Below are 17,072 nucleotides of genomic sequence, written 5' to 3' on the forward strand. Positions count from 1 at the left end.
CTTTCGTTCGGCAGTGTGTTGGTGTTGCAAATCAGACACACTCCGGAAAGATTGATTTGGGCGGCTTTACAATAGTTCGATGAGTCTACAGTTTCCTTTTGTTGCGGCGGGACAGGGGGTCCAAGGTCGCGAACAAGTGTTGCGCCGGTCTGGTGCGCAATGGAGGGAAATCTTTACATGAAGTCTACGCATCAACGCGCCCTGGCGCGTCTTCGTTCTGCGTCCGCGCCACTTGCACTTCTGATCGCTGTCTCGTCGACCCCAGTATTCGCACAGACCGCGGAGACGCTGCCGGCGGATCCTGCCCCGACCGCGCCGATCCCGACTGATCCCGCCCCGACGGCTTCCGCCCCGACTGCTCCCGCCGAAGCGGACAAGGACATCGTCGTCACGGGAACCCTGTTCCGTGGCGCGACGACCGAATATTCCCCCGTCACCGTGCTGACCGCGGACACGCTCCAGAAAGCCGGCATCACCAATATTTCGGACGCGGTCCGCTCGATCTCGGCGGATGGTGCCGGGTCGATCGGCAACGGCTTCCAGGGCGGCTTCTCGGCGGGCGGCACTGCGGTGTCGCTGCGCGGCGCGGGCGTCTCGTCGACGGTCGTCGTGATCGACGGGCTGCGCTCGACCAATTTCCCGCTCAACGACGATGGCCATAACGCCTATGTCGACCTCAACAGCATCCCGATCAGCAGCATCGAGAGCATTCAGGTGCTCAAGGACGGCGCATCGTCGCTGTACGGAGCGGATGCGATCGGCGGTGTCGTCAACATCGTCACGCGCAAGCATATCCAGGGAATCGAAGGCGGTGTCGAAGGCGGCGCGACGCAGAAGGGCGACGGCGAAAAGTATCGCGCGCATCTGGTCGCGGGCTATGGCGATTACGCGGCGCAAGGGTTCAACCTCTATGCGACGGGCGAATATGAGCGCAACGGGCGGATCAGCAACAGCTCGCGCGGCTTCCCGTTCAACACGCTCGACCTGACCCCGATCGGCGGCAAGGACAACGACCGCGGCGACGATTCGCTGACCACCGCCTCGACCGACGCGATCGTCACTCGCGTGACGCAGACCAACCTCAACGATCCGCGCGCAGGTTCGGTCGCCAATGCGACGACTCCAGCGGTCTTCCAGACCCTCACGCCGCTGACCGACTGCGCACGCGGCACGTTCACGGTGAACAGCGCAACGCAGGTCGGCACCGCGTGCAAGCACAATACGTCGGACGAGTATCGCCAGGTCCTGCCGCTGCAGGAACGGTATGGCTTTACGGCGCGACTGAGCGTTCGCCTGAGCGATTCGATCGAGGGCTATGTCACGGGCAGCTACTCGCATGACCGCGTCGACATCATCTCGCCGCCGGTCGCCATTCGTCAGACCCAGCCGTTCGGTGCCTCGCCGACGCTGGCGACGAGCAACCCGGGCATCGTGCTGCCGGTCTATGTCTGCAGCGCCGGAATCAATTGCGCGGTTGCCGGCGACCGTCGCCTCAACCCGAACAACCCCTATGCAGCGGCTTACGCCAACGACCCGGCAAATGGCGCGGCGCGGATCTATTATCTGTTCGGCGATCTCCGCTCGGGCAGCTCGCGCGTCAACGAGGTGTTCCGCGGGACGGCGGGGCTCAAGGGCAGCTTCGGCGACAGCTGGGCGTGGAAGGTCGATGGCGTGTATGCGCGCGACAATCTGAACCTCACCGACTTCGGCTACACCAACAATGCCGCGCTGATCACCGCGATTAACACGGGCTCGTACAACTTCGTCAACCCGAGCCTGAATTCGAACGCGGTCCGCAACGCGATCGCCCCGGCGATCAACACCGCGTCCAATTCGTGGATCGCGACCGTCGATGCATCGCTCAGCCGCACGCTGTTCGCGCTGCCGGGTGGTGACGCGAAGGTCGCGGTCGGCGGGCAGTTCCGCCGGGAATCGCTGACCAACAACAGCCGCAACCCGAATCTCGACGTCAACGGGCTCAACACCTCGGCGGCGTTCGGGCAGCATTCGGTGACGGCTGGCTATTTCGAAGTCGACGCGCCGATCCTCGACCAGCTCGATGTCAACGTGTCGGGGCGGTACGATCACTATTCGGAGGGGTTCAACCACTTCTCGCCCAAGGTCGGGGTGAAGTTCACGCCAGTCCAGGGCTTTTCGCTGCGTGGTACCTATTCGCAGGGGTTCCGGGCACCGACGTTCGCCGAGAACAATGCGCGCAGCTCCTACGCGGGCTTCTCCAACTATACCCCGAACGCCGCGTTCATCGCGGCGCATGCGTCCAACCCGACCTATTCGACGCCCTACCAGCTCGGCAGCGGCGCAACGGGTAATCCGAACCTCAAGCCCGAGCGGTCGCGCAGCTTCACCGCCGGGGCGATCTTCCAGCCGAAGCGCTGGCTGACCTTCACCGCCGACTATTTCAACATCAAGAAGTCGGACCTGATCGTCAGCGGGCCACTCGGCGGGCAGGCGCGCACCAATTATTATTCGGTTGCCGGGCAGACCTTTGCCTCGGCGGCAGCAGCGCAGGCCGCGGGGTGTGCGGCACTGGCGGCAACGGGGCCGGGCTATTCGTGCAACGTCGTCGACGCGGCCGATCCGTCGAATCCCAACGCCCTGCCGCGTCTGCTGATCTACAACACGCCGTTCGTGAACGCGAACTACTCGATCATCTCGGGCATTGATCTCGCGGCGAACGTCTCGCTGCCGATCACGTCCGCGATCCGCTTCACCTCGCGTGTCGAAGTGACCGACACGTTCCAATATGACCTGCATCTCGCCAATGGCACGGTGCAGAAATATGCGGGCACGCTCGGGCCGCAGGAACTGTCGTCGGGCAACGGGACGCCGCGCCTGCGCGGCAACTGGCAGAACACGATCGCGCTCGACAAGGTCTCGCTGACCGCGACGGCCTATTACGTCAGCCGGATCAAGGAAGTCGCGGCGGACGAAGGCACGCTCGACACGTCCTGCGCGGCGGCGCTGTACAAGGCGGCGGATGGCTCGGACAAGTTCTGCTATGTCCACAGCTTCATCTACGTCGACCTGAACGCGACGGTGGCGGTGAACGACAAGTTCCAGGTTTTCCTGAACGTCGGCAACTTCCTCGACGCGCGCGCGCCGGTGGCACCGGCGGGCTACACCAGCTCGCCCAACTATCTGACCAGCTGGCACACGCCGGGCCTGATCGGGCGGAGCTTCCGCGCAGGGGCGAACTTCAAGTTCTGACCTGTCGCGTCACAACCTGAACGCATACCGAAAGGGGCGGCCGTTTCCGACGGCCGCCCTTTTTGCGTCGGGAGGGACGGCGGCACTGGCTGAACGCATCCGCCGATGGCGCGTTAGACCATGGACCACCCCAAGCGAGGAGACCTTCCATGACCGAGCAACCCAACAAGCCCGACGGTGCCATCGACGACAAGGGCGATGCGCGGAGCGTCGAGGACCGGCAGGCGGTCAAGAACCAGAGCGTCGTGACGCCCGACCAATATCCCGAGCCTGCCGCAGGGGACACGAAAAAGCCCGACGCTGGCGCGTAACGGAAAGTTTGACGGGATGATGCCGGCCGGCATCATCCCGTCCCGTTTTTGTCAAAGACATCGGGAGCCGCTCCCGTGGAGAGCAGCCGCCGGGATCAATCTGCCACGACCTCCTGCCGCTGTTCGCCGAGCTTCTCGACCCCAAGCGTCATCACGTCGCCGGGTTTCAGGTACACCGGTGGCTTCTGACCCATGCCGACGCCGGGCGGGGTGCCGGTGGAGATGATGTCGCCCGGGTAGAGCGTCATGAACTGGCTGAGGTAGCTCACGAGGAACGCGGGCTGATAGACCATCGTGGCGGTCGATCCGTCCTGATAGCGATGGCCGTTGACCTCGAGCCACAGCCGGAGTTGCGTTGGATTACCGACCTCGTCGGGGGTCACCAGCCACGGGCCGACCGGGCCGAACGTGTCGCAGCCCTTGCCCTTGTCCCAGGTTCCGTGGCGTTCGAGCTGATAGGCGCGTTCGGACACGTCGTTGATCACGCAATAGCCCGCGATATGCGCCGGCGCGTCGGCTTCGCTGACATATTTGGCGGCGGTGCCGATGACGATCCCAAGTTCGACCTCCCAGTCGGTCTTGACCGACCCGCGCGGGATCCGGACGGTGTCGTTCGGGCCGATGATCGCGCTGGTATGCTTGGCGAACAGGATCGGCTCGGGCGGGACGGTGGCGCCGGTCTCGGCGGCATGGTCCGAATAATTGAGGCCGATGCACAGGAACTTGCCGACCTGCCCGACGCAGGCCCCAAGGCGCGGCGTGCCCTCGACCGGGGGGAGCGCCTCGGGATCGAGCGCGGCCAGCTCGGCGAGAATCGCGGGCGCGAGCGTCGCGCCGACCACGTCGGGGATTTCGCCCGACAGGTCGCGCAGCGTGCCATTGGCGTCGAGCAGCCCGGGGCGTTCTTCGCCGGGGGCGCCGTAACGGACGAGTTTCATGGGGAGGCTCCTGTCAAAACGGGGACTTGGTGGTCGTCCTGGGTAGGGGGACGGCGCTTTCCCTAGGCGGGGAAGATGCCCTTGCTCGCGCCGAACGCCATGAACAGCGCGGGCCATTCGGCGGCGGGGCGTGTCTTGGGAAGCCGCACGCCAAAGCCATGCCCGCCCGCCTCGAACACATGGAGTTCGGCGGGCCGCGCCTGCGCCTTCAACGCCGAGAACATCGCGATGCTGTTGGCGACAGGGACCAGATCGTCGTCCGCTGCGTGCGCGAGGAAGATCAGCGGGGTGTCGGCGGTCACGCGCGTTTCGACCGAGGCGGCGTGGCGCAGCGCGGGTGCGGCGTCCGGGCCGAGCAGGGCATCGCGCGAGCCGCCGTGGGTGAAGGGGGCTTCCAGGCTGACCACCGGGTAGATCAGCCCGGCATAATCGGGCCGCGCCGATTGCGTGTCGGCGGAATCGACCGGGGCGTAGGTCGCCTCGGCATGACGCGTCGCGAGCGATCCCGCGAGATGTCCGCCCGCCGAGAAGCCGAGCACCGCGATCCGCGTGCGATCGATCCCGTAGCGCGCCGCGCCCGCGCGGATCAGCCGCATCGCCCGTTGCGCATCCTGCAACGGGACCAGCGCGCGCTGGTCCCATCCCTCGCCGGGAAGACGATATTGCAGGATGAACGCGGTCACGCCGCGCGCGTTGAGCCACGCCGCCTGTTCGAGCCCTTCATTGTCATACGACAGGAAGCCATAGCCGCCGCCGGGCATCAGCAGGACCGCCGCGCCGTTCGGCTTGGCGGCACGCTTTACGGTGAGGGTGGGGCGGGCAACCCCTCGTACCCAGCGGTCGGGATGCTGCGGGTCACGGCTGCGTTCCTCGATGCTCGGCTTGATCACGGTGTGGCGATCACCGGGGATTGCGCCGGGCCACAGCGGAACAACCTCGTCGGCCTTGCCGGACTGCGCCAGCGCGCGGGCGGGCGGGAGGAGCGACAGCGCCGCACCGCCGGCCAGCAGCATGCGTCGCGTAGGATCGGAAATCGGCATGTCAGGTCCTTCGCTACCAAACGGCCATCATGCCGATTTCGGGGCGGGTTTCAAAGAAAAGCCCACCGTCTCGGGGGAGACGGTGGGCTTTTGAGCAGACCGGCGCGACGATGGCGCCGGTCCGGCTACGATCAGGCCTTCTTGCGCGCGCGCTTGGGGGCGGCGGCTGCTGCGGTGTCCTCTTCCTCGTCCGGCGAATCCTCGCCAGCTTCGGTCAGCGCCTCGCCGAGCGCCTTCAGCTTTTCCTGCGAACCATCGGCCTTGTCGGCGATCTTGGTCGTCGCGGCACCGAGGCGGTGGAGCAGCGCGTGAACACGGTCCGCGTCGGGCTCGTCGCGCTCGAGCTGCTTGTGCAGCGCGGCGAGATCGCGGAGGATTCCCTTTGACCCGGAGACTTCGCTATCCGCCAGGGCGGTTTCCCAATCCTCGACCATATCCGCGCCCTTGGTGGGCTTGGTCGCATCCAGTCCGCGGTTGATCGCGTTCATCGTTCCGGCGAATTTAAGGGCCATGTTGCATCTCCGACGTACCGTTGTGGTGTCGATCGGTGAAACGCCGGGTTGCCGAAATAATGTCCGTTTGGGGCTGCGGCTATTGCACTGATACGGATCAACTCAACCGTCGCGTAACCCCACGCCGATGCTCGCGCGCGCCTGTTCGGCCTCGTTCGAGACGACCGGATAGGCGCAGTAATCTGCCGCGTAATAGGCGCTCGGGCGGTGGTTGCCCGACCAGCCGATCCCGCCGAACGGTGCGCCCGAGGAAGCCCCGTTGGTCGGCTTGTTCCAGTTGACGATCCCGGCGCGCGCGTTCGCCCAGAACTGGTCGTAGAGCTTGGGGTTCTGGCTGAGCAGCGACGCGGACAGGCCGTAGCGCGTGTTGTTCGCCTCGACGATCGCATCCTCGAAGCTCGCCTTGCGGATCACCTGGAGGATCGGGCCGAACAGTTCGATGTCGGGGCGGTCGTTGAGGTCGGTCGTGTCGATCAGCGCTGGGCGGAGGAACGGACGGTCGGGAACCGGGCGTTCGAGATGACGGATCGCGCGTCCGCCGCGCATCATCAGTTCGAGAAAGCTTTCGCTGAGCAGATCGGCGGCCTGGTTGTCGATCACCGGGCCCATGAACGGCGCGGGGGTGGCATGCGGTTCGTCGACGATGATCCGGCTGACAAGCTTGGTCACCTCGTCCATCAGCGGATCGTACAGTTTCTCGTCGACGATCAGCCGGCGCGCGGCGGTGCAGCGCTGCCCGGCGCTGGTAAAGGCGGACTGGACGATGATGACCGCCGCCGCGTGCAGATCGGGCGAGTCCCACACGATGATCGGGTTGTTGCCACCCATCTCGAGCGCGAGGATCTTCTCGGGCCGCGTCGCGAACTGGCGGTTGAGCGCGATCCCCGTCGGCGCGGAGCCGGTGAAGAGCAGCCCGTCGATCCCGTCATGCGCGGCGAGCGCCTTGCCCTCGGTCGCGCCGCCGACCAGCAGGCGGATGCACCCTTCGGGGACGCCGCCCGCGCGGAAGCAGTCGACGAGGAACGCGCCGGTCGCGGGGGTCTTTTCGGACGGCTTGAACACGACCGCATTGCCTGCGAGCAAAGCGGGGACGATGTGGCCGTTGGGCAGATGCGCGGGGAAATTATACGGCCCCAGCACCGCGAGCACGCCGTGCGGCTTGTGCCGCAGCGCCATCCGCCCGGTCATCTGCGTATCGAGCCGGCGCTGCGGGGTGCGATCGGCATAGGCCGTGACGGAGATGTCGACCTTGGCGATCACCGATTCGACCTCGGTGCGCGCTTCCCACAAAGGCTTGCCGGTCTCGCGCGCGATCAGGTCGGCAAAGGCGTCGGCGCGCGCGCGGACGACATTGGCGACGCGGCGCAGCGTCTCGATCCGGTTAGTTAGCGGTTGCGCCGCCCAGGCTGGCCAGCCCGCGCGCGCGGCGGCGACTTCGGCATCGGCATCGCCGACCGCACCCTCCCAGAGGAGGGCGCCGGTGGCGGGTTCGTAGGAAAGCAGGTTACTCGACATCGTGCGGTCTTGCCCCAGATTGGTGCGGGAATCCACTCACCGAACAGCGCTCAGTCCGCGAGCGCCGCGCCCATTTCCCGGATCGCGGCGATCTTGGCGTGGAACGGGTGCCAGTCGTCGCGCTCGTCGATCGCGGACCAGACCGTCTCGACCTCGTCGATCAGCATCGAACAGGGTTCGCCCGACCAATAGGGATGGTCGCGCGTCTTGCGCGGCGCGTAGCCGACGAGCGCGGCGCGGGCGTCGGCGAAGGCGTCGTCCTCGGGCAGGGTGCCGCCGAACGCATCGAAGTAGAAGCGGTCGATCCCGACCCCGCTTTTCACCAGCCCCTGTTCGATCGCCTGCACCAGCGCGCGATCGCGCACAGGCTCCTGCGGGACGACGCCGAGCCGCCACAGGATCGCGTCCGAGACTGCACGCTGGTAGCGCTCGGGGAAGGTCTCGAGGATGTCGATCAGCGGCTGCGCCTCGCTGATCGTGCGGAGCGCGACCGCAAGTTGCATCGCGTTCCAGTGGATCGCCTCGGGCTGGCGCCCGAACGCATAGAGACCGGCGTGATCGAAATAGGCGGCGGTGAAGGTGGGGTCCCACGTCGGCGCCCAGCGCCACGGGCCGTAGTCGAAGCTCTCGCCCGTCACGTTGATGTTATCGGTGTTGAGCACGCCGTGGACGAAGCCCGCCGCCATGTAGCTCGCCGCCAGCGTCGCGGTGCGGCCGACGACAAGATCGAGCAGCCGCGCGGGCGCATCGTCGCCGGGTTCCTCGTCGTAGAGCGTGCGCAGGACATAGCCGACGAGCTTGGTCATGTTCTCGGCCTCGCGATTGTAGGCGAGCCGCTGGAAGGTGCCGATGCGGATATGGCTGTGGCTCAGCCGGACCAGAACCGCCGCGCGGGTCGGCGAGGGTTCGTCGTTCCGCTCGAGTTGCTCGCCGGTCTCGACCAGCGAGAAACTGCGCGAGGTCTTGACGCCCAGCGCCTCGAGCATCTCGGTGGCGAGCACTTCGCGCATGCCGCCTTTCAGCGTCAGGCGTCCGTCGCCGAACCGGCTCCACGGCGTCGTTCCAGAACCCTTGGTGGCGAGGTCCATCACCCGATCGTCGCCGTCGCGGAGCTGCGCGAACAGGAAGCCGCGTCCGTCGCCGATTTCGGGATTATAGTTGCGGAACTGGTGCCCGTGGTAACGCAGCGCGAGGGGGTGCGGGAGGCTGCCGGGCAGCGGCACGAACCGCCCGAAATGCTCGATCCATTCGGCCCCGCCGAGCGTTTCCAGCCCGACTGCCGCGGCGGCGCGATCGTTGCGGAAGCGCAGGTGCGTTTCGGGGAAATGCGCCGCGGAGACAGCATCAGAGAAAGCGTCGCCGAGATCGAGGATCGCGGTTTCGGGGCGATAGGGTTGCGGGGTCGTGTCCATGCGTGGATATGGAGGGCGCCAACCGCAGGACGCAACCATGCCACCCTATGAAAACCGATATTGGTGGTCCAACGATGGATTGCGGCTGCATTATCGGGACTATCCAGGCCCGTCCGAGCGCCCCCCGATCCTGTGCCTGCCGGGCCTGACGCGCAATGCGCGCGATTACGATGATCTCGCGCGGCGGCTGTCGCCGGAATGGCGCGTGATCACGGTCGACCTGCGCGGCCGCGGCGACAGCGGTTACGCGAAGGACCCGATGACCTATGTCCCGCTCACGTATGTGCAGGACATCGAGGCGTTGCTCGGCGAGCTGGGCGTGTCGCGCTACATCGCGTTCGGGACGTCGCTCGGCGGGATCGTCGCGATGCTGCTCGCGGGGACGGCGCGCGAGACGCTGATGGGGGTGCTGCTCAACGACGTCGGCCCCGAGATCATGCCCGAGGGGCTTTCGCGGATCCGCAGTTATGTCGGCAAGTCGAACAGCTGGCCGACCTGGCTCCACGCCGCGCGCGCGGTGGCGGAGGCGAATGGCGACGTCTATCCGCATTTCCAGCTCGAGGACTGGCTGGCGATGGCGAAGCGGCTGTACCGGCTGACCAGCGCGGGGCGGATCGTGCTCGATTACGACATGAAGATCGCCGAGCCGTTCCGCGTGCCGGGGAACGAGGCGGGGCCTGACATGTGGCGCGCGCTCGACGGGTTGAAGACCGTGCCCGCGCTGGTCGTGCGCGGCGCGACGTCGGACGTGTTGGCGGCGAGCGTGGCCGAACGGATGGCGTCGGTGCTGGACGCGGGCGAACTCGTGACGGTTGCCGACACCGGCCACGCCCCGACGCTCGACGAACCGGAGGTGGCCGCCGCGATCGAGCGGCTGCTCGCGCGGATTCCGGCGGAACCGGCATCAGGCTGAGATCGATGCGGAAAGTCTGCCGCCGCGTGGAAGACATTGCGGTCGGGGTGCAGTACATCCTGTCGCAGCCGCGCCGAACGGTGATTTAGCAGCAGACCGTCACGCCGCGGAACCAGGAGTCCGAATGACCTTCCCCCATGATGCGCTGATCTTCACCCCCGCCGATGTCGACCTGAGCAAGTCCCCGCTCGCGGGGCAGATCGATGCCGAAACCTATGTCCTCGGGGCGTTCAACCCTGGGATGACGCGGTTGGCCAACGGCAATCTGCTGCTGATGGTGCGGATCGCCGAGGCGCTGCGGACGCCGATCAAGGACCAGCAGATCCACGCGATCCGCTGGCACGACGGCGGCTTCTGCCTCGACGCCTGGCCGATCGAGTTCGTCGACACCGCCGACCCGCGCAAGTTCATGATGCGCGGCGGCGGGTGGAAGGTGATGGCGCTCACCTCGCTGTCATGGCTGCTCCCGGTCGAGCTCAACGCCGACGGGACTGCGGTGGTGGCGGTGCATTACGACAAGGCGATCGCGCCGCGTGCGTCCTACCAATGCTACGGCGTCGAGGATGCGCGGATCAGCAAGGTCGGCGAGCGCTATTTGATGACGACCTGTTCGGTCAGCCCGGAGCGGCATTCGACTACGCTCTACAGCTCGGACAATGCGCTCGACTGGACGCTCGAGGGGATCGTGCTCGATCACCAGAACAAGGACATGCTGATCTTCGAAGGGCTGGTCGACGGCAAGTTCTGGGCACAGACGCGACCGCTCGGCGACCTGTATTTCGCCTACCCGCCGGGGAGCGAATGGCGGGCCGGGCCGTCGATCAATCTGTCGACCTCGCCCGATGCGCTGCACTGGAAACCGTTCGAGCGCCCCGGCATTCGCCCGCACGCCGCGACGATGGCGACCGCGCGGATGGGGGGCGGCACCCCGCCGATGCTGGTCGACGGGCCGGATGGCGGTGGCTGGCTGAGCCTGTGGCACGGGGTCGAGCCGATGGGGGTGGTCGGGATCTATCGCACCTATTGGTCGCTGCTCGACCGCAACGATCCGAGCCGCGTGCTGCGCACGAGCCATGATCCGCTGATCGAGGCGAATCCGGCGCTGACCGATCCGCTGCGCGAGTCGATGTACATCGACAATGTCGTGTTCACGACGGGGATCGCGGACGCAGGCGACCATTATGTGGTGGCAAGCGGCGAGGCGGATCTGGCGTGCCGGATCTCGCATGTGCCCAAGACGCTGTTCGACTGATCCTCGTCGTCAACGCGGCGGGGGCGAGACATTTGAAAATCCTCTCTTTAGCGTCACCCTGAACTCGTTTCAGGGTCCACCGCGGACCAAGTCCAGTCCGTGCCGGCTGCACGGTGGATGCTGAAACGAGTTCAGCATGACGACGCTTGAGGCAAGTGCGGGCGCGTATCACCGCAACCGAGCCTTCGCCGGGGTAACGGTGGCGTGGCGGCGTGAGGATGGGGCTGGTTTTGCGCGACGGAGTCGGTAAGCACTCCGGGAAATGCGCCCCGTCAACATCCTCCACCTGCATTCGACCTTCTCGCTCGGCGGGAAAGAGGCGCGCGCGGTCCGTCTGATGAACGCGTTCGGCGCGAACGCACGGCACACGATCGTGTCGAGCATGGACGGGCACTATGGCGCGCAGGCCGCGATCGCGCCCGGCATCGATTACGAGATTGCGCAGAACCCGCCGCCGCTGACCGGCGGGCCCTCGGTCCAGCGCTACGAGGCGATCGCCGCGTACATGCGCCGGTTCGATCTCGTGCTGACTTATAACTGGGGCGCGATCGATGGCGTGATGGCAAAGCGCGTTTCGTCCAAGGGAATGCCACCGGTCATCCATCACGAGGACGGTTTCAACGCCGACGAGGCGGACGGGTTGAAACCGCAGCGCAACCTGTATCGCCGCTTCGCGCTGACCAAGGCCGAGGCGCTGGTGGTGCCGTCCGAGACGCTCGAGCAGATCGCGCTCAAGACGTGGAAGCAGCCGCGCGACCGGGTCCACCGCATCGCCAACGGGATCGACACTGCGCTGTATGCGAGGAAGCCCGATCCCAAGGCGATCCCGGGGTTCAAGCGCAAGCCCGGCGAAGTCGTGATCGGCACGCTCGCGGGCCTGCGCGCGGTGAAGGACCTGCCGATGCTGGTCCGTGCGGTCGGCGGTCTGTCGGGCCGCGTCCGGCTCGTGATCGTCGGGGAGGGGCCGGAGAAGCAGGCGATCCTCGATACCGCCGAGCGGATGGGGATGGAGAGCCAGCTGGTGCTCCCCGGCTTCCTGCCCGAGCCGCATCGCTACATCGGGCTGTTCGACATCTTCGCGCTGTCGTCGAAGAGCGAGCAATTCCCGATCTCGGTGATCGAGGCGATGGCGGCGGCGCTGCCGATCGTCGCGACTCCGGTCGGCGATATCCTGAAAATGGTAACGATCGACAATCACAGCTTTATCGAACGCCGCGACCACGAAGTGGCTTTGCGCGATTCGCTGCAGACCCTATGTGAAGCAACGCCCGAGCAGCGTGGCTGGCTGGGGGAGAAGAACCGCGCGAAGGCCGTCGCCGACTATGACGAGGCAACCATGATCGCGCGCTACGCCGCGCTTTATTCCAGCGTGCTGGGGCAGCCAGACCGACTAGGATAATTCACGATTTGCCGCATGGGGCGTCCAACGCGTATATCGAACGTATGTTAATCCGGGAGCCGTTCACTTGTTCAAAGGTTTGAAGCCCATCGTTTATGGAGGCCGCGACGTCTGGCCGCTCGTCGAGGGCGGCAAGGGCGTCGCCGCGACCAATCATGCGAGCGCGGGTGCCTGGGCGGCGGCGGGCGGGATCGGGACCGTCTCGGCGGTCAACGCCGACAGCTACGACCCCGACGGCAAGATCATCCCGCAGCTGTACAAGGCGCTGACCCGGCGCGAGCGGCACGAGGAACTGATCGACTACGCCATCGAGGGCGCTGTCCAGCAGGTGCGCAAGGCGTTCGACATCGCTGGCGGCAAGGGTGCCATCAACATCAACGTCTTGTGGGAAATGGGCGGCGCGCAGCGGATCCTGCACGGCGTGCTCGAGCGGACCCGGGGGCTCGTCTCGGGCGTCACCTGCGGCGCGGGGATGCCGTACAAATTGAGCGAGATCGCCTCGTCCTATGAGGTCAGCTATCTCCCGATCGTGAGCTCGGGCCGCGCCTTCCGCGCGCTCTGGAAGCGCGCCTACTCCAAGGCTGCCGAATATCTGTCGGCGGTGGTGTATGAGGATCCGTGGCTCGCCGGCGGCCATAACGGCCTGTCGAACGCGGAAGACCCGTTGCAGCCGCAGGACCCTTACCCCCGCGTGAAAGCGCTGCGCGACACGATGCGCGAGGGCGGGATCTCGGATGATGTCCCGATCGTGATGGCGGGCGGCGTCTGGTATTTGCGCGACTGGTCCGACTGGATCGACAATCCCGAGCTCGGCACGATCGCCTTCCAGTTCGGCACGCGCCCGCTGCTGACGCAGGAAAGCCCGATCCCGGACGACTGGAAGGCGCGGCTGACCAACATCCAGGAAGGCGAGGTGCTGTTGCATCGCTTCTCGCCGACGGGGTTCTATTCGAGCGCGGTGCTCAACCCGTTCCTGCGGCACCTGCAGGCGCGCTCGGAACGGCAGATCGCCTTTTCGACGCAGAGCGCGGGCGATCACACGTTCCAGCTCGACGTCGGCGTCAAGGGCAAGAACTTCTGGGTCACGCGCAACGATCTGCTCCGCGCGCGCGAGTGGTTCGGCGCGGGTTTCACCGATGCGCTCAAGACGCCGGACAACACGCTCGTCTTCGTGACGCCCGAGGACAAGGGCGTAATCCGCAAGGATCAGGCGGATTGCATGGGCTGTCTCAGCCAGTGCGCCTTCTCGTCCTGGTCGGATACCGAGACCAACTCTACCGGGCGTCTGGCCGATCCGCGCAGCTTCTGCATCCAGAAGACGCTGCAGGACATCGCGCATGGCGGCGACGTCGAGCAGAATTTGATGTTCGCCGGGCACGGCGCGTATCAGTTCAAGCGCGATCCGTTCTATTCCAACGGCTTCGTGCCGACGGTCAAGCAGCTGGTCGATCGCATCCTGACCGGCGACTGATCGCACCCGGCAACACTTCGTCACAGCTTGATTGGCGAAATCTTCACCCCCTGCGGCTTAGGCGCAGGGGGTGAGCGTTCCCGTGTTCCTGACCGTCGATACCGAGCTGATGTGGCGGCATCATGCCGCGCGTCTGCCCGCCGAGGCGCTGTTCGCGCGATCGATCGAGCCGGCCGGGGTCGGCATCTCGTACAAGCTGGCAGTGTTGAAGCGCTTCGGGTTGAAGGCGTGCTTCTTCGTCGATCCGATGCCTGCGCTGGTGTTCGGCCTCGGGCATATCCGCCGGATCGTCGAGACGATCCTCGCGGCGGGGCAGGAGGTGCAGCTCCATCTCCACCCCAATTGGTCGGGCGCGGCGGCGGACGATGGCGGTGCGCGCTACAGTCGGTTCCAGATGGTCGAATATGCGCTGGCGGATCAATCCGACCTGATCGCGGGCGCGATCGATCTCCTGATGGCGGCGGGGGCACCGCGGCCGGTGGCATTTCGCGCCGGCTCCTATGCGGCGAACGACGATACGCTGCGCGCGCTGGTGCGGCACGGGATCGCCTATGACAGCAGCCACAATGGCAGCGAACATCCGTGGCCGAGCCAGATCGACCTGCCGATCCGCCAGATATCGCCGGTCGCGCGGCTCGGGCTGGTCGAGGTTCCGGTGACGCTGATCGAGGAGCGGCCCGGGCATCTGCGCAATTTCCAGATCTGCGCCCTGTCGCTCGGCGAGATGCGCGCCGCGCTCGACCATGCGCACGACCGCGACCATGCCGCGGTGACGATCGTGACGCACGGGTTCGAGCTTGCCAACCGATCGGGGATTGCGCCGAACGCGGTGCATGTCCGGCGGTTCGACGGTCTGTGCGCGGAGTTGGCCGAGCGGGCCGGTTCGATGCCGACACAGCATTTCGCGGACATGCCGGTGTTGCGCACGGGGCATTCGGACCTGCCGCTGTCGCCGGATCCGCTGCGCACGCGGTGGCGGCAGGCGGAGCAATTGTGGTCGAACCTGGTGGCGGAGCGCGTGGGGTGAGGCGCGCTTCCTAGCTATTTCCAGGCCTATCTCGCTTCCCCGGCGAAGGCCGGGGTCCAGTAGCGAGACCTGAGAATGCGACCGCTGCGCGAGGCTGGCATGACCTGCGTTACTGGACCCCGGCCTTCGCCGGGGAAGCGGCAGAGGGGTGGGCGCTGCACAACCTAAAGCGGCAAAGAGGTGCGGGGCGCGCAACGCATGGTCGCCCCGCCCATTCCCGCCCCAACGCAATCCCCCTCGTTCCCTAGAAGCGGACCACGCGCTACACCCCCGCGATGCACCTGCGCACCCAAGCCCTGATCCTCGGCGTCCGCCACCATGGCGAGCATGGCGCGATCGTCCGTGCGCTCACCCCGGATGACGGCCTGCAGGCGGGTTATGTCCGCGGCGGGCGGTCGAGCCGGATCCGGCCGATCCTGCAACCCGCCAATCGCGTCATGGGCGAATGGCGCGCGCGGACCGACGACCAGCTTGCCAGCCTGACGGTCGAACTCGTCACCAGCCGCGCGCCGCTTTACGCCGAGCCGCTCCCCGCGCTCGCGCTCGAATGGGTCACCGCGCTGACGGCGGCGGCATTGCCCGAGGCCTTGCCCTATCCGCGGATCTATCTCGCGCTCGACGCGGTGATCGAAACGATTGCGCTTGCGCCCGCTGCGCGCGGCTGGGCGCTGACGCTCGCGCGCTACGAACAGCTTCTGCTCGCCGAGCTCGGCTATGGCCTCGACGACGACGCGCTGCCACCCGCGCTGACCGATCCCGATGCCAACGAATGGCACGAAATCCTCGCCGCGGTGCGCATTCTGGGGGAAGCGCTGGGCGCGCAAATCCTGGTCGACCGGCGCGCCGTCGCGCTCGAGGCACGCGCCCGGCTGGTCGATCGGCTCAAAAGGGCGGTTGCGTGATGCGCCAAGGCTCGGCATGGCCGCGCCTTCGAAACACGGATCGGGACGGACCATGGCACTGATCGCAATCCTCGCCGGAGACGGCATCGGCCCAGAAGTCACGCACGAGGCGCGCCGCGTGCTCGAGGCGCTCGGGCTCGACCTCACGTTCGAGGACGGCCTGGTCGGCGGTGCCGCCTATCGCAAGACCAGCCATCCGCTCCCGCCCGAGACGCTCGACCTCGCGCATCGTGCCGACGCGATCCTGTTCGGGGCGGTCGGCGATCCCGACATGGATGGGCTGGAACGGTCGGTGCGGCCCGAGCAGGCGATCCTTGGCCTGCGCAAGGAACTCGGCCTGTTCGCCAACATCCGGCCTGCGACGATGCTGCCAGGGCTCGAGGATTCGTCCGCGCTGCGCCCCGAAATCGCCCGCGCGATCGACATGGTGATCGTCCGCGAGCTGACCGGCGACGTCTATTTCGGCGAAAAGAGCCGTGGCTTTACGCACACTGGCCTCCGCGAGGCGCATGACATGATGCGCTACGACGAGGTCGAGATCGCGCGGATTGTCCGCGTCGGGTTCGAGATGGCGGCGCGGCGCAGCCGGAAGCTGACGTCGGTCGACAAGGCGAACGTCCTCGAGACGTCGCAGCTCTGGCGCGAGATCGTCAACGAGATCGCGCGCGACTATGCCGAGGTCAAGCTGACACACATGTATGTCGACAATGCCGCGATGCAGCTGGTGCGCAACCCCGGCGCGTTCGACGTGATCGTGACGAGCAACCTGTTCGGCGACATCCTGTCCGATCAGGCGAGCATGTGCGTCGGGTCGATCGGCATGCTGCCCTCGGCGTCGCTTAATGACTGGCAGGGATCGTGCGGGCTGTACGAGCCGATCCACGGATCGGCGCCGGACATTGCGGGGCAGGGCAAGGCGAACCCGTGTGCGGCGATCCTGTCGGCGGCGCTGCTGTTGCGGCATTCGCTGTCGGATGACGCTTCGGCGGAGCGGATCGAGAATGCGGTGAAGGCTGCGATCGCTGGTGGTGCGCGGACGGTTGATCTGGGCGGTGCGTTGACGACCGCGCAGATGGGCGATGCGGTGCTCGCGGCGCTGACGTAGTTTACTCTCAAAGCCCCTCCCCTTCAGGGGAGGGGTTGGGGGTGGGG

The 17,072-nt window shown here is 66.5% G+C and carries 14 protein-coding genes; 9 read left to right on the forward strand and 5 right to left on the reverse strand.

The features are described 5' to 3' along the window. Positions 1–177 precede the first annotated feature (177 nt). Both RH91_RS11295 and RH91_RS22395 read left to right on the forward strand, forming a co-directional pair. Positions 178–3,228, forward strand: coding sequence for a TonB-dependent receptor domain-containing protein (locus RH91_RS11295; protein ID WP_010162860.1), 3,051 nt, complete (start codon positions 178–180; stop codon positions 3,226–3,228). Positions 3,229–3,377: 149 nt separating this feature from the next. After that, on the forward strand, positions 3,378–3,539 hold the full coding sequence (locus RH91_RS22395) for a hypothetical protein (RefSeq protein ID WP_157136908.1): 162 nt from the start codon (positions 3,378–3,380) through the stop codon (positions 3,537–3,539). A 95-nt stretch (positions 3,540–3,634) separates the two neighbouring features. Here the strand turns inward: RH91_RS22395 and RH91_RS11300 are convergent, their stop codons facing one another. The 5 genes from RH91_RS11300 to RH91_RS11320 all read right to left on the reverse strand — a co-directional run bounded on the left by RH91_RS11300 (position 3,635) and on the right by RH91_RS11320 (position 8,956). Further along, entirely contained in the window at positions 3,635–4,477 is an 843-nt protein-coding gene (locus RH91_RS11300; protein ID WP_010162862.1) for a fumarylacetoacetate hydrolase family protein, read from the reverse strand. Positions 4,478–4,539: 62 nt separating this feature from the next. Continuing rightward, positions 4,540–5,490: a prolyl oligopeptidase family serine peptidase gene (locus tag RH91_RS11305; protein ID WP_010162863.1), complete on the reverse strand. Its 951-nt coding sequence runs from the start codon at positions 5,488–5,490 to the stop codon at positions 4,540–4,542. Positions 5,491–5,648: 158 nt separating this feature from the next. Then, complete coding sequence (locus tag RH91_RS11310) at positions 5,649–6,029, reverse strand: hypothetical protein (RefSeq protein ID WP_029623793.1); 381 nt, start codon at positions 6,027–6,029, stop codon at positions 5,649–5,651. 102 nt (positions 6,030–6,131) lie between these two features. Then, positions 6,132–7,544 carry a succinylglutamate-semialdehyde dehydrogenase gene (astD, locus tag RH91_RS11315; protein ID WP_029623794.1) on the reverse strand — a complete coding sequence of 471 codons (1,413 nt, stop codon included), beginning with the start codon at positions 7,542–7,544 and terminating at the stop codon, positions 6,132–6,134. A 50-nt stretch (positions 7,545–7,594) separates the two neighbouring features. Continuing rightward, positions 7,595–8,956 carry a protein adenylyltransferase SelO family protein gene (locus tag RH91_RS11320; protein WP_010162866.1) on the reverse strand — a complete coding sequence of 454 codons (1,362 nt, stop codon included), beginning with the start codon at positions 8,954–8,956 and terminating at the stop codon, positions 7,595–7,597. 37 nt (positions 8,957–8,993) lie between these two features. Here RH91_RS11320 and RH91_RS11325 point away from each other — a divergent pair, with 37 nt between their 5' ends. The 7 genes from RH91_RS11325 to leuB all read left to right on the forward strand — a co-directional run bounded on the left by RH91_RS11325 (position 8,994) and on the right by leuB (position 17,025). Further along, positions 8,994–9,869: an alpha/beta fold hydrolase gene (locus RH91_RS11325; RefSeq protein ID WP_029623795.1), complete on the forward strand. Its 876-nt coding sequence runs from the start codon at positions 8,994–8,996 to the stop codon at positions 9,867–9,869. Between the two features lie 124 nt (positions 9,870–9,993). Then, complete coding sequence (locus tag RH91_RS11330) at positions 9,994–11,121, forward strand: glycosidase (protein ID WP_010162868.1); 1,128 nt, start codon at positions 9,994–9,996, stop codon at positions 11,119–11,121. 262 nt (positions 11,122–11,383) lie between these two features. After that, complete coding sequence (locus RH91_RS11335) at positions 11,384–12,520, forward strand: glycosyltransferase family 4 protein (protein ID WP_010162869.1); 1,137 nt, start codon at positions 11,384–11,386, stop codon at positions 12,518–12,520. Between the two features lie 67 nt (positions 12,521–12,587). Next, entirely contained in the window at positions 12,588–13,991 is a 1,404-nt protein-coding gene (locus RH91_RS11340; protein WP_010162870.1) for an NAD(P)H-dependent flavin oxidoreductase, read from the forward strand. 82 nt (positions 13,992–14,073) lie between these two features. After that, positions 14,074–15,018 (forward strand): polysaccharide deacetylase, encoded by a 945-nt coding sequence (locus tag RH91_RS11345; RefSeq protein WP_010162871.1) that lies wholly within the window; start codon positions 14,074–14,076, stop codon positions 15,016–15,018. 275 nt (positions 15,019–15,293) lie between these two features. Further along, positions 15,294–15,920 (forward strand): DNA repair protein RecO, encoded by a 627-nt coding sequence (gene recO, locus RH91_RS11350; protein ID WP_010162872.1) that lies wholly within the window; start codon positions 15,294–15,296, stop codon positions 15,918–15,920. 52 nt (positions 15,921–15,972) lie between these two features. Next, positions 15,973–17,025: a 3-isopropylmalate dehydrogenase gene (leuB, locus tag RH91_RS11355; RefSeq protein WP_010162873.1), complete on the forward strand. Its 1,053-nt coding sequence runs from the start codon at positions 15,973–15,975 to the stop codon at positions 17,023–17,025. The last annotated feature ends 47 nt before the right edge of the window (positions 17,026–17,072 follow it).

This window comes from Sphingomonas sp. PAMC 26617 (genome assembly GCF_000242835.1).
Taxonomy (GTDB): domain Bacteria; phylum Pseudomonadota; class Alphaproteobacteria; order Sphingomonadales; family Sphingomonadaceae; genus Sphingomonas.

Coding starts and splice junctions, on each gene's coding strand:
- RH91_RS11295 (WP_010162860.1), top strand. CDS start 178: ATGAAGTCTACGCATCAACGCGCCCTGGCGCGTCTTCGTTCTGCGTCC.
- RH91_RS22395 (WP_157136908.1), top strand. CDS start 3,378: ATGACCGAGCAACCCAACAAGCCCGACGGTGCCATCGACGACAAGGGC.
- RH91_RS11300 (WP_010162862.1), bottom strand. CDS start 4,477: ATGAAACTCGTCCGTTACGGCGCCCCCGGCGAAGAACGCCCCGGGCTG.
- RH91_RS11305 (WP_010162863.1), bottom strand. CDS start 5,490: ATGCTGCTGGCCGGCGGTGCGGCGCTGTCGCTCCTCCCGCCCGCCCGC.
- RH91_RS11310 (WP_029623793.1), bottom strand. CDS start 6,029: ATGGCCCTTAAATTCGCCGGAACGATGAACGCGATCAACCGCGGACTG.
- astD (WP_029623794.1), bottom strand. CDS start 7,544: ATGTCGAGTAACCTGCTTTCCTACGAACCCGCCACCGGCGCCCTCCTC.
- RH91_RS11320 (WP_010162866.1), bottom strand. CDS start 8,956: ATGGACACGACCCCGCAACCCTATCGCCCCGAAACCGCGATCCTCGAT.
- RH91_RS11325 (WP_029623795.1), top strand. CDS start 8,994: ATGCCACCCTATGAAAACCGATATTGGTGGTCCAACGATGGATTGCGG.
- RH91_RS11330 (WP_010162868.1), top strand. CDS start 9,994: ATGACCTTCCCCCATGATGCGCTGATCTTCACCCCCGCCGATGTCGAC.
- RH91_RS11335 (WP_010162869.1), top strand. CDS start 11,384: ATGCGCCCCGTCAACATCCTCCACCTGCATTCGACCTTCTCGCTCGGC.
- recO (WP_010162872.1), top strand. CDS start 15,294: ATGCACCTGCGCACCCAAGCCCTGATCCTCGGCGTCCGCCACCATGGC.
- leuB (WP_010162873.1), top strand. CDS start 15,973: ATGGCACTGATCGCAATCCTCGCCGGAGACGGCATCGGCCCAGAAGTC.